12 protein-coding genes are annotated in these 11,461 nt (G+C 69.0%); 7 read left to right on the plus strand and 5 right to left on the minus strand.

Going from position 1 to position 11,461, the window contains the following annotated elements; genetic code table 11:
• The first annotated feature begins 38 nt into the window (after positions 1-38).
• The 7 genes from AB0M88_RS16365 (at position 39) to AB0M88_RS16395 (ending at position 6,557) form a co-directional block, all read left to right on the plus strand.
• Positions 39-1,544: a sugar ABC transporter ATP-binding protein gene (locus tag AB0M88_RS16365; RefSeq protein ID WP_364101846.1), complete on the plus strand. Its 1,506-nt coding sequence runs from the start codon at positions 39-41 to the stop codon at positions 1,542-1,544.
• Positions 1,541-2,545, plus strand: a complete 1,005-nt coding sequence (locus tag AB0M88_RS16370; RefSeq protein ID WP_364101850.1) for an ABC transporter permease — start codon at positions 1,541-1,543, stop codon at positions 2,543-2,545. Before AB0M88_RS16365 ends, AB0M88_RS16370 begins: the two co-directional genes overlap by 4 nt.
• Positions 2,538-3,530, plus strand: a complete 993-nt coding sequence (locus tag AB0M88_RS16375) for an ABC transporter permease (protein WP_364101853.1) — start codon at positions 2,538-2,540, stop codon at positions 3,528-3,530. Before AB0M88_RS16370 ends, AB0M88_RS16375 begins: the two co-directional genes overlap by 8 nt.
• Before the next feature lie 14 nt (positions 3,531-3,544).
• Positions 3,545-4,621: a rhamnose ABC transporter substrate-binding protein gene (gene rhaS / locus AB0M88_RS16380; RefSeq protein ID WP_364101856.1), complete on the plus strand. Its 1,077-nt coding sequence runs from the start codon at positions 3,545-3,547 to the stop codon at positions 4,619-4,621.
• 8 nt (positions 4,622-4,629) lie between these two features.
• The gene (locus tag AB0M88_RS16385; RefSeq protein WP_364101859.1) at positions 4,630-4,938 is read left to right on the plus strand and encodes an L-rhamnose mutarotase; all 309 of its coding nucleotides are present in this window, start codon (positions 4,630-4,632) and stop codon (positions 4,936-4,938) included.
• Between the two features lie 26 nt (positions 4,939-4,964).
• Entirely contained in the window at positions 4,965-6,131 is a 1,167-nt protein-coding gene (gene rhaI / locus AB0M88_RS16390; RefSeq protein ID WP_364101862.1) for an L-rhamnose isomerase, read from the plus strand.
• Between the two features lie 198 nt (positions 6,132-6,329).
• Positions 6,330-6,557 (plus strand): hypothetical protein, encoded by a 228-nt coding sequence (locus tag AB0M88_RS16395; RefSeq protein WP_364101865.1) that lies wholly within the window; start codon positions 6,330-6,332, stop codon positions 6,555-6,557.
• Here AB0M88_RS16395 and AB0M88_RS16400 read toward each other — a convergent pair whose 3' ends face one another.
• The 5 genes from AB0M88_RS16400 to AB0M88_RS16420 all read right to left on the minus strand — a co-directional run bounded on the left by AB0M88_RS16400 (position 6,558) and on the right by AB0M88_RS16420 (position 11,285).
• Positions 6,558-7,775, minus strand: a complete 1,218-nt coding sequence (locus AB0M88_RS16400) for an MFS transporter (RefSeq protein ID WP_364101868.1) — start codon at positions 7,773-7,775, stop codon at positions 6,558-6,560.
• Entirely contained in the window at positions 7,772-8,311 is a 540-nt protein-coding gene (locus AB0M88_RS16405) for a helix-turn-helix domain-containing protein (RefSeq protein ID WP_364101871.1), read from the minus strand. Before AB0M88_RS16405 ends, AB0M88_RS16400 begins: the two co-directional genes overlap by 4 nt.
• A gap of 152 nt (positions 8,312-8,463) precedes the next feature.
• On the minus strand, positions 8,464-9,240 hold the full coding sequence (locus AB0M88_RS16410) for an ATP-binding cassette domain-containing protein (RefSeq protein ID WP_364101874.1): 777 nt from the start codon (positions 9,238-9,240) through the stop codon (positions 8,464-8,466).
• Positions 9,237-10,250, minus strand: a complete 1,014-nt coding sequence (locus AB0M88_RS16415; RefSeq protein WP_364101877.1) for an ABC transporter permease — start codon at positions 10,248-10,250, stop codon at positions 9,237-9,239. Before AB0M88_RS16415 ends, AB0M88_RS16410 begins: the two co-directional genes overlap by 4 nt.
• Before the next feature lie 6 nt (positions 10,251-10,256).
• Positions 10,257-11,285 (minus strand): sugar ABC transporter substrate-binding protein, encoded by a 1,029-nt coding sequence (locus tag AB0M88_RS16420; RefSeq protein ID WP_364101880.1) that lies wholly within the window; start codon positions 11,283-11,285, stop codon positions 10,257-10,259.
• Positions 11,286-11,461: the final 176 nt, after the last annotated feature.

An 11,461-nucleotide genomic window follows, 5' to 3' on the forward strand; every position in this document is an offset into this window, starting at 1 on the left:
AATGAAACATTTCAACTCGTCCAGGCTGGAGGTGGCCCGTGGCAGAGGCAGAGGCCCTGCTCGAGGTCCACGACGTGACCAAGTCCTTCGGCGCGGTCGCGGCCGTCCAGGGCGTCAGCTTCCCGCTCTACGGCGGCGAGGCGCACGCCCTCGTCGGTGAGAACGGCGCCGGCAAGTCGACGATCGTCAAGATGCTGGCCGGGGTGCACCGGCCCGACACCGGCACTCTGCGGGTCGGCGGGGCCGACGTCGAGTTCGCCGGGCCGGCCGACGCCAAGACGGCCGGCATCGCGGTCATCTATCAGGAACCGACGCTGTTTCCCGACCTGAGCGTCGCCGAGAACATAGCGATGGGCAACCAGCCGCTGACCCGGCTGCGGCAGATCGACCGCAAGGCCATGCACACCAACGCGGAGGCGCTGTTCCGCCGGCTCGGCGTGCACATCGACCCGACCCGTCCGGCCCGCGGCCTGTCGATCGCCGACCAGCAGCTGGTCGAGATCGCCAAGGCGCTGTCCAGCGAGGCCCGCATTCTGATCATGGATGAGCCGACCGCGGCCCTCTCCGGCGTCGAGGTCGAGCGGCTGTTCGCGGTCGTGCGGTCGCTGCGTGACGAGGGCGCCGCGATCATGTTCATCTCGCACCGGTTCGAGGAGATCACCGAGCTGTGCGAGCGGATCACGATCATGCGCGACGGCAAGCACGTGGCGACCGAGATGGTCGCCGACCTGACCGTCGACGACATGATCCGCCGGATGGTCGGGCGCGACCTCAGCGCGCTGTTCCCCAAGCAGGAGGTCACCCCGGGCGAGGTCGTGCTCGAAGTCCAGGGGCTGTCGCGGGAGGGCGTCTTCCGCGACATCAGCTTCGACGTGCGGGCGGGCGAGATCGTCGCGCTGGCCGGCCTGGTCGGCGCCGGCCGGTCCGAGGTGATGCAGGCCGTCTTCGGTGTGGATCCCTATGACCAAGGCACCGTAAAAATACAAGGCAAGCGGCTCAAGCCGGGCTCGCCGCGGGCCGCGATGGCCGCCGGCATGGCCCTGGTTCCGGAGGACCGCCGCCAGCAGGGCCTGGTCATGGAGCTCTCGATCGAGCGCAACGTGACCCTGCCCCGGGCCCGCAAGCTGGCCCGGCTCGGCCTGCTCTTCGGCGGCGAGGAGCGCCGGGCCGCCGCGACCTGGACCGAGAAGCTGCAGACCAAGCTGGGCAGCCTGTCCGACGCGGTCGGCACGCTCTCCGGCGGCAACCAGCAGAAGGTCGTGCTGGCCAAGTGGTTGTCCACCGGGCCGAGGCTGCTGATCGTCGACGAGCCGACCCGGGGCATCGACGTCGGCACCAAGGCCGAGGTGCACCGGCTGATGTCGTCGCTGGCCGCGGACGGTATCGCGGTCGTCATGGTCTCGTCCGAACTGCCCGAGGTGCTCGGCATGGCCGACCGCGTGGTGGTGCTGCGCGAGGGCCGGGTGGCCGCTGTTCTGAGTCGCGAGGAAGCGACCGAGGAGTCCGTTATGTACGCCGCGATGGGACAGCAGGTGACGGCATGACCCCGGTCGCCTTCCAGAAACCCGCGAGATCGTTGATGAAGACCCGCGAGCTGGGCATCCTGCTCGCCCTGGTGCTTCTGGTCATCTACACGACGGCCAACAACCACCGCTTCCTCTCCGGACAGAGCATCCGCGACAACCTGCTCAACACCGCCATCCTCGCCGTGATGGCGGCCGGCGAGGCGGTCGTCGTTATCACCCGCAACATCGACCTGTCGGTCGGCTCGGTGCTCGGCCTCAGCGCCTGGGCCGCGGCCACCCTGGTCAGCGGCCACCGGGGCCTGCCGATGATCGTCCCGATCGTGGTCGGCCTGCTGGTCGGCGCGGTCTGCGGCCTGGTCAACGGCGTGCTGGTCCGCTACGGCCGGGTGCCGGCCCTGGTCGTCACCCTCGGCACCCTCTACATGTACCGCGGCATCACCTACTCGTGGGCCGGCGGCCGGCAGGTGAACGCCGACAAGCTGCCGCAGCACTTCCTGGGCTTCGCCAACGCGAGCGTCCTCGGCGTCCCGTGGCTGGTGCTGATCGCGGTGGTCGTGGTCGGCGGCATCTCGCTGCTGATGCGCAACTACCGGGCCGGCCGCGAGCTCTACGCGATGGGCTCGAGCCCGCAGGCCGCCGAGCTGGCCGGCATCAAGGTCGCCCGCAACCTGCTCGGCGCGTTCATCCTCAGCGGAGCACTCGCCGGCCTGGCCGGGGTGCTCTTCGCGGCCCGGTTCGGCACGGTCGACGCGGCCGCCGGCACCAACTACGAGTTGAACGTCGTCGCCGCGGTCGTGGTCGGCGGGGTGGCCGTCTTCGGCGGCAGCGGCACCGTCTGGGGGGCCGGCCTGGGCGCACTGCTCCTGACCGTGATCGGCAGCGCCCTGGCGGTGCTCGACATCAACCAGTTCTGGCAGCAGGCGATCGTCGGCTTTTTGATCATCCTGGCCATCTGCGCCGACCGCCTGGTCGCGGTCCGGATCGCCCGCTCGCTGCGGAAGAGGGACGCGCATGTCTAAGAAGCTGGCGAGCTGGGACAGCGTCATCATCCTGCTGACGGTCGTGGTGCTGATCGTCGCGTCGCTCACGGTCGACAACTTCGGGACCGGCCGCAACTTCACCTTCCTGACCCTCGACACGCTGCCGATCATCCTGGTCGCGCTGCCGATGACGATGATCATCGTGACCGGCGAGATCGACCTGTCGGTGGCCAGCACCCTGGGCCTGACCAGTTCGATCATGGGCTTCCTGTGGAACCACGGGATGGCGATCCAGACGATCGTCCCGCTCTGCATCGTGCTCGGCGCGGTGGCCGGCGCGGTCAACGGCTTCCTGGTCACGGGGCTCGGGCTGCCCTCGCTCGCGGTCACCATCGGCACGCTGGCGCTCTACCGCGGCCTGGCGTTCGTGGTGCTCGGCGACGGCGCGGTGGCCGACTTCCCCTACAACTGGAGCAGTTGGGTCACCGGCACGTTCGGGGGTGGCTCGATACCGCACGTCCTGCTGCTGATCGCCGTGCTCGCCCTGATCTTCGGCATCGTGCAGCACGCCACGCCGGTCGGACGCTCGCTCTACGCGATCGGCGCCAACGCGCAGGCCGCGCACTTCTCCGGCATCCGGGTCGCCCGCACCAAGTTCTGGCTCTACGTGGTCAGCGGCGCGGTCTGCGGCCTGGTCGGCGTGCTCTGGACCCTGCGCTACTCCAGTGCCCGGGCCGACAACGGCTCGGGTCTCGAACTCGCCGTGGTCGCGGCCGTCCTCCTCGGCGGTGTCTCGATCTTCGGTGGAAAGGGCAGTCTGCCCGGCGTCCTGGCCGGTGTGGTGCTGCTCGCCGCGCTGCAGAACGCGCTGCGCCTGGAGGACGTCTCCGGGCAGGCGCTGAACATCGTCACGGGCGCCCTGCTCGTGCTGTCCGTCCTGCTTCCCAACATCGTCACCGCGATCCGCGGGTCCTGGCAGCGGCGCAAGCTCCGCCAGGCACCACGTTCTGTAAACCCAGCCTGATGAAGGAGTCCACCATGCTCCGTTCCCGCCGTCAGTTACTGGCCGCGGCCGCGGCCTCCGCGCTCGTGCTCGGATCCGCCGCCTGTGGCGGCACCACCAAGAACAACTCCTCGGACACCGGCTCGGCCGGCGGGCAGGCGGCGGCCACCGCCGACCCGAACGCACAGCTCAAGACCGGGCTGAAGATCGCGTACCTGCCGAAGCAGCTGAACAACCCCTACTCCGACGTCGAAACGAGTGGCGGCGAGGTCGCGGTCAAGGAGCTTCAGGGCGAATACAAGAAGGTCGGGCCGAACGACGCCAGCGCCTCCTCGCAGGTCAGCTACATCAACACGCTGATCCAGCAGCAGGAGAACGTGATCGTGGTGGCGGCCAACGACCCGAACGCGGTCTGCCCGTCGCTCAACCAGGCCCGCCAGGCCAAGATCCACGTGGTGACGTTCGACTCGGACGCCAGCAAGGCCTGCCGCGACATCTTCATCAACCAGGCCACCACCGAGGGCATCGGCCAGTCGCTGGCCAAGATGGCGAACGAGCAGGCGGGCGGCTCGGGTCAGATCGCGATCCTCTCGGCGACACCCAACGCGACCAACCAGAACGCGTGGATCGACGTGATGAAGACGGAGCTGAAGAAGCCGGAGTACAGCAAGCTTCAGCTCGTCAAGATCGCGTACGGGAACGACGACGACCAGAAGTCGTTCCAGGAGGCCCAGGGCCTGCTCCAGTCGTACCCGAAGCTGAAGGTGATCGTCTCGCCGACCACCGTCGGCATCGCGGCCGCCGCCCGCTACGTCAGCTCGTCCAGTTACAAGGGCAAGGTGCAGATCACCGGTCTCGGCCTGCCCAACCAGATGCGCGAATACGTCAAGGACGGCACGGTCAAGAAGTTCGCGCTGTGGAACCCGGCCGACATCGGCTACCTCGCCGCGTACGCCGGTGCCGCGCTCGCCTCCGGGCAGATCACCGGCGCGCAGGGTGAGAAGTTCAAGGCCGGCAAGCTCGGCGAGTACACGATCGGCGCCGACGGCGAGGTCGTGCTCGGCCCGCCGCTGGAGTTCACCCCCGCCAACATCGACCAGTTCCACTTCTAGGAACGCCGATGCGCTACTGCTTCCAACTCCAGGTCCGGCCCGACCGGCTGGCGGAGTACGCGGAGCGGCACCAGGCCGTGTGGCCCGAGATGCAGGACGCACTTCGGGCCACCGGCTGGCGCAACTACTCCCTCTTCCTGCGACCCGACGGCCTCCTCATCGGCTACGTCGAGGCGGACGATCTCGCAGCATCTCAGGCGGCGATGGAGGCGACTGAGGTGAACACCCGCTGGCAGGCATCGATGGCGGAATTCTTCGAGGGCACCACGCCGACCGAGGGGTTCCCGCTGCTCACCGAGGTCTTCCACCTCGACTGACTGATCCAAGAAGGTATGTGATCGACATGACTGACCTCGCCGCAGTCAAGCGGGCGTTGGCCGCTCAGCGCATCGAGACGCCGTCCTGGGCGTTCGGGAACTCGGGCACCCGGTTCAAGGTGTTCGCCCAGGCCGGCGTGCCGCGCACGCCGGAAGAGAAGATCGCCGACGCAGGGATGGTGCACCGGTTCACCGGCGTCGCGCCCACGGTGGCCCTGCACATCCCGTGGGACAAGGTCGGCGACTACGCCGCCCTCACCCGCTACGCCGCCGACCAGGGCGTCGGCATCGGGGCGATCAACACCAACGTCTTCCAGGACGACGACTACAAGCTGGGCTCGGTCACCAACCCCGACCCGGGCATCCGCCGCAAGGCCACCGATCACCTCCTCGAGGCGATCGACATCATGGACCAGACCGGGTCGCGCGACCTCAAGCTCTGGTTCGCCGACGGCCTCAACTACCCGGGCCAGGACGATCTGCGCAACCGGCAGGACCGCCTCGCGGCGGCCTTGCGGGAGACGTACGACCGGCTCGGTGCACACCAGCGGATGCTCCTCGAATACAAGCTGTTCGAGCCGGCCTTCTACGCCACCGACGTGCCCGACTGGGGCACGTCGTACGCCCACTGCGTCGAACTCGGCGAGCGGGCCGTCGTCTGCATCGACACCGGCCACCACGCGCCGGGCACCAACATCGAGTTCATCGTGGCGTTCCTGCTGCGGCAGAAGAAGCTCGGCGCGTTCGACTTCAACAGCCGCTTCTACGCCGACGACGACCTGATGGCGGGCGCCGCCGACCCGTTCCAGCTGTTCCGCATCATGAACGAGATCATCCGCGGGGACGCCCTCGACCCGGCGTACGGCATCAACTTCATGCTCGACCAGTGCCACAACATCGAGGCCAAGATCCCGGCGATCATCCGCTCGGTCATGAACGTCCAGGAGGCGTCGGCCAAGGCGCTGCTGGTCGACCGTGACGCCCTGGCCACGGCGCAGAACAACGGCGACGTGCTCGAGGCCAACTCGATCCTCATGGACGCGTACAACACCGACGTACGCCCGCTGCTGGCCGAGGTCCGCGCCGACGCCGGCCTCGATCCCGACCCGATCGCCGCCTATCGCCGCTCCGGCTACCAGGAGAAGATCGTCGCCGAGCGGGTCGGCGGCACCCAGGCGGGCTGGGGAGCTTGAGCGTTCCTGGTCGATCGCAACGCGGTCGGCCAGGACACCAGCTGGGCGTGGTCGAACCGCTTGGCCGGGCAGTGCCGGGACGAAACCACGTGTTCGTCCCACTTCGCAGGCCGCCGGCGCAGGAAGTCGCCGAAAACACTAAGCCGGTCCGGGGGCGGAGCCGATTCTGGGACCATCTCGAACCCCCTAGGAGAAGTCATGCCCCCGGTGGACCAGATCGTCGACACCGCCTATGACGTCACGACCCAGTTGTTCGGGCCGGACTCGGGCATCCCGTGGTGGGCCTGGGGTCTCGTCGTGCTCATCCTGTTCTGGAAGGTGCTGCTGCCCGAGCGCAAGACGGCCGCCGACCGCGACGCCGCGATGGTCGCCGCGATGACCGGCGAGGGCGGCGGCAAGAAGGGCAAGAAAAAGAAGAAGAAGTGATCACCTGCTGGCGGGCTCGACCGTCCGGCGATCGACCGGGTCGTCGTGGCGGACAACCGTTGCCGTCACGGCGATAGCGAGCATGAGCACGGCGAAGGCCAGGACGGTCCGGGCGCCCCCGAGATGCTCGGTCAGGAGGCCGCCGACCCAGGGGGCGAGCGGGACCGGGGCCCAGCCGAGCAGCGCCACGGCGGACTGGACCCGGCCCATCAGCGCGTCCGGGAACCGGGTCATCCAGCGGGCGGTCACCACGGCGTTGTAGAGCGGCCAGACCGCCAGCACCAGGCCCAGGAGCAGGCCGAGCCGGACCGGCTGGGACGTCAGGGACGCCAGAGCGATCAGCGGCACGCCGGACCAGACCGAGCCGGCCACGACCAGGCGGACCGACCGGGCCGAACGGATCCGCCGGGCGAGCGCGGGTGCGGCCACCGCCCCCAGCATCCCACCGGCGCCGCCGAGGGCCAGCATCAGCCCGACCCCGGTGGACGAGGCGCCGTGCCGGGTGGCGATCACGACGAAGACCAGGAACAGGCCGTTGATGACGAAGTCGCTGCCGGTGGTGAGCAGCGCGGTGGTGCGGAGGAAACGGTTCTGCCAGGCCGCGCGCACACCCTCGGCGATCTCCCGGGCCAGGTGCCGCTCGGCGGTCGGCGGCGGGGCGGGCAGCGGGGTCCGGATCGCCGCCACGGTCACCAGGGAGGCCAGATAGGAGACGGCGTCGGCGGCGAACGGGAACAGCGGGGCCACGCCGAACAGCCAGCCGCCGACCGGTTGCCCGGCCAGGGTGGCGCCGTAGCCGCGGGCCTGATTGAGGGCGATCGCCGACGGCAGCCGGGAGGCCGGGACGACCTGGCGGAGGGCCGCGCCCTCGGCCAGCCGGAACAGGACGAACAGCGATCCCTCGACGGCCGCGACGATCAGGAGATGCGCGAAGGTCAGACGGCCCAGGGCAAGAGCGACCGCGATGCTCCCCAGGGCCAACGCCCGGCCGATGTCGGCGGCGAGCATCACCGCCCGGCGGTTCCAGCGGTCGACGTACGCACCGGCGGGCAGCTGTAGAACCACGAACGGCGCGTTGGCGACCAGCGCGACCAGGCCTGCCCTCGACGGTGAGCCCGTGGTCGCCAGCACCAGCAGCGGATAGGCGACCGAGGACACTTCCGCGCCGAGGCCGGACAGGCCCTGCCCGATCCACAGCAGACGAAAGTCGCGGTTCACGGCCGGCGGGGAAACGCATGCAGGAGAATCGTGACGGTCTCCGCGCCGGGACCATCCTGAGAATGCCGCGCGATGACCTCCCGCAGCTCGTCCATCAGCGCGTTCAGGCCCTCGGGCGTGGTGCGGACCGGGTAGTCGCCCGAGCTCGCCGCCCGGGTCCATTCGGGGCTCCACTCCTGGCGGCTCGCCTCGGCCCGGTATTGGGCCAGCGCCTGGGCCCAGACCTGGTGGGCCGCGTCCTCCAAGGCGTGCACCGCCTCGGGGTCGGCCAGGTCGTCCCACGAGGTCGTCGCGTGCGCGGCCCGCCACCACCGCTCGCGGCCGCCCCGGTGCAGGTCGGGCGCTTCGAGGACGAAGCCGTATTTGGCCAGTTGGCGCAGGTGATGGCTGGTCTGACCGGAGTCGGTGTTGAGCCGCCGGGCCAGGATCGCGGAGGTCGCCGGGCCGTCGATGCGCAGCGAACCCAGGATTTTCATGCGGAGGGGATGCGCCATCGCGCGCATGGCGCCGACGTCTGACAACCGAAGCTCGTCCACGGCGTGCAGAGTATTCTCTGCATAGCCTCTCTGCAAGCGGGTCGCCGACACCGAACGGCCCCCGGGTCGGGGGCCGTTCCTAGCCTCGGGCGGGCCGGGATCGACGCCGGGTAGGGCGTACATCCGGAAAGCCGGCGGCGGGCCGCCCGGGGTCAGGCCGTTGCGGGTGGGGGTTCGGCGGCGCCGGTCATGATGGCCACCGCGTCGGACATCGAGTGGGACTTCGGGGTGATGACCGTGGCCCGGCGGCCCAGGCGCTGGATGTGGATGCGGTCGGCGACCTCGAAGACGTGGGGCATGTTGTGGCTGATCAGGATGACCGGGAGGCCTCGGTCGCGGACGTCGCGGATCAGCTGGAGCACGCGGTTGCCCTCCTTGACGCCGAGCGCCGCCGTCGGCTCGTCGAGGATGACGACCTTGCTGCCGAAGGCGGCCGAGCGGGCGACCGCGACCGCCTGGCGCTGACCGCCGGAGAGGGATTCGACGGCCTGGCCGATGTTCTGCAGGGTGGCCACCCCGAGCTCGCTCATGTGGCGGGCGGCCTCGGAGCGCATGTGCCTGCGGTCGAGCATCCGGAAGATGGTGCCGAGCGGGCCTGATCGCCGTTCCTCGCGGCCCAGGAACAGGTTGTCGGCGATGTCGAGGCCGGGGGCGACGGCGAGGGTCTGATAGACGGTTTCGATACCCGCGGCGCGGGCGTCCATGGGCGTACGGAAGTGGACCGGCTTGCCGTCCAGAAAGATCTCGCCGCGGTCCGGGATCAGGGCCCCCGAGAGGGCCTTGATCAGGCTGGACTTGCCGGCGCCGTTGTCGCCGATGACGGCCAGGATCTCGCCGGGAAGCAGGGAGATGTCGCTGCCGTCGATCGCGACCACCCGGCCGTAACGCTTGGTGAGTCCGCGCGCCTCGAGGACCGGGGTGTCGGTCATGTCTTCACCTTCCTGATCCACTGGTCGAGCGAGACGGCGACCAGCACGAGCAGGCCGATCGCGAAACCCTGCCAGACCACTTCGATGCCGGCCAGTTGCAGGCCGTTGCGGAAGACGCCGACGATCAGCGCACCGATGAGGGTGCCGAGCACGCTGCCGCGGCCGCCGAAGAGGCTGGTGCCGCCGAGCACGACCGCCGTGATCGAGTCGAGGTTGTAGTCGGTGCCGACGTTCGGGCTGGCCGAGGCGAGCCGTCCGATGAGGATCCAGCCGCCGATGGCGTACAGCAGGCCGGCCGTGGTGTAGACGGAGAAGAGCACCCGGTGGGTGCGGATGCCGGCGAGCCGGGCCGCCTCGATGTCGTCGCCGGTGGCGTACACGTGTTTGCCCCAGGCGGTGGAGCGCAGCGCGTAGAAGAAGTACGCGAAGAGCAGCAGCATGATGATCGACCCGTAAGTGAGCCGGAACCCGCCGATCGGGATCGCGTTGCCGGTCCAGCTCATCAGGCTCGGCATGTCGGTCCCGCGGACGGTCTGGCTGCCGCTGATCACCGAGTTGAGCGAGAAGAAGATCGTCAGCGTGCCGAGGGTGACGATGAACGGTGGCAGTTTGATCCGGGTCACCAGCATGCCGTTGATCGCGCCCATCGCCGTGCCGCAGGCGAAGCCGAGCACCAGCGCGAGGATCCCCGGGATGCCCGCCTTCACGCAGAAGTTCGCCATCAGGATCGAGGAGAAGACCGCGACGGCGCCGGCTGACAGGTCGATGCCGGCCGTGAGGATGATCAGGGTCTGCCCGAGCGCGAGCGTGGCGATCACGGTGACCTGCTCGAGCACGAGCGAGAGGTTGACGGCCGAGAAGAACCGGGTGTTGACGATCGAGAACGCGATGATCGCCACGATCAGCACGGCCAGCGGCCCGAGCACCGGGTTGGAGTGCAGCACGTGCTGCACGCGCAGGCCGAGCGAATCCCGTTGGCGCACCTCGAATTCGGCGGTAGCGGTTGTCATGGTTTGTCACCCCCAGCAGTTCTGCTTGCCCCACGCGGCATCCTTGGACGCCACGCCGGTCTGCGGATCGTTCGTGATCAGTTGGGCGCCGGTGTCGACGAAGTTCTTGCCCGGCGTGTCCTGCGGGCGGGTGCCGTCCTTCGCGTACGCGGCGATGGCGTCGATGCCCATCTGCGCCATCTTCAGCGGGAACTGCATCGAGGTGGCTCCGATGACGCCCTTGGCGACGTTGTCGACGCCGGGGCAGCCGCCGTCGATCGAGACGATGGTGACGGTCTTGTCCTTGCCGGCCACCTTCAGCGCCTGATAGGCGCCGGCCGCCGCGGGCTCGTTGATGGTGTAGACGAGGTTGATCGACGGGTCCTTCTGCAGGAGGTTTTCCATGGCGGTGCGGCCGCCGTCCTCGTTGCCGTCGGTCACGTCGTGGCCGGAGATCCGCGGGTCGTGCTCGTCACCGATCCTGCTCGGGTCGCCGACCGGGATGCCGAAGCCCTGCATGAAGCCCTGGTCGCGCTGCACGTCGACCGAGACCTGGTTGGCGTTGAGGTCGAGGAAGGCGATTTTGGCCGGCTGAGCGCCGAACTTCGCCTTGGCCCATTCGCCGATCAGCTTGCCGGCCGCGAAGTTGTCGGTGGCGAAGGTCGCGTCGGCCGCGTTCGCCGGGTCGGTCGGCGTGTCCAGCGCGATGACGAGCATGTGCTGCTTGTGGGCGCGGTCGATGCTCGGCACGATCGCCTTCGAGTCGTTCGGGGTGAGCAGCAGGCCTTTCGCGCCGTAGGACATGAGCGTCTCGATCGCCTGCACCTGGGACTCGTTGTCGCCGTCCACCTTGCCGGCGAAGGTCTGGAGATCGACGCCCGCGGTCCTCGCCTCCGCCTGGGCGCCCTTTTTCATGGTCACGAAGTAGGGGTTGGTGTCGGTCTTGGTGATGAGGCCGACCACGTCCTCCCCGTTGCCGCGACTGCACGCGGCGGCGGTTGCGAGAGCGAGAGTGGTGACGCAACCGGCCGCGATCAACTTGCCCAGCGCACGCATGCTCCCTCCAAATCGATCAAAATCGATTTAGAAGTCAATCTAATCCTTGATCCGCTAAAAGAGGAGAGGCCGCCGGGGGGGGGCGGGGGCCGGGGGTGGGGGGGAGTACGCGCAACCAAAAAATATTTTTGTCCATTAGGCGGCGGGGGGGGGCGGGCGCGGGTTATGCCCCCGCG

The organism is Actinoplanes sp. NPDC051411, from assembly GCF_040682075.1.
GTDB lineage: Bacteria > Actinomycetota > Actinomycetes > Mycobacteriales > Micromonosporaceae > Actinoplanes.

Bases quoted from the DNA above. Each gene is read 5' to 3' on its own strand.
- AB0M88_RS16375 (WP_364101853.1), top strand. From the start codon at position 2,538: ATGTCTAAGAAGCTGGCGAGCTGGGACAGCGTCATCATCCTGCTGACG.
- AB0M88_RS16420 (WP_364101880.1), bottom strand. From the start codon at position 11,285: ATGCGTGCGCTGGGCAAGTTGATCGCGGCCGGTTGCGTCACCACTCTC.
- rhaS (WP_364101856.1), top strand. From the start codon at position 3,545: ATGCTCCGTTCCCGCCGTCAGTTACTGGCCGCGGCCGCGGCCTCCGCG.
- AB0M88_RS16395 (WP_364101865.1), top strand. From the start codon at position 6,330: ATGCCCCCGGTGGACCAGATCGTCGACACCGCCTATGACGTCACGACC.
- AB0M88_RS16410 (WP_364101874.1), bottom strand. From the start codon at position 9,240: ATGACCGACACCCCGGTCCTCGAGGCGCGCGGACTCACCAAGCGTTAC.
- AB0M88_RS16385 (WP_364101859.1), top strand. From the start codon at position 4,630: ATGCGCTACTGCTTCCAACTCCAGGTCCGGCCCGACCGGCTGGCGGAG.
- rhaI (WP_364101862.1), top strand. From the start codon at position 4,965: ATGACTGACCTCGCCGCAGTCAAGCGGGCGTTGGCCGCTCAGCGCATC.
- AB0M88_RS16370 (WP_364101850.1), top strand. From the start codon at position 1,541: ATGACCCCGGTCGCCTTCCAGAAACCCGCGAGATCGTTGATGAAGACC.
- AB0M88_RS16415 (WP_364101877.1), bottom strand. From the start codon at position 10,250: ATGACAACCGCTACCGCCGAATTCGAGGTGCGCCAACGGGATTCGCTC.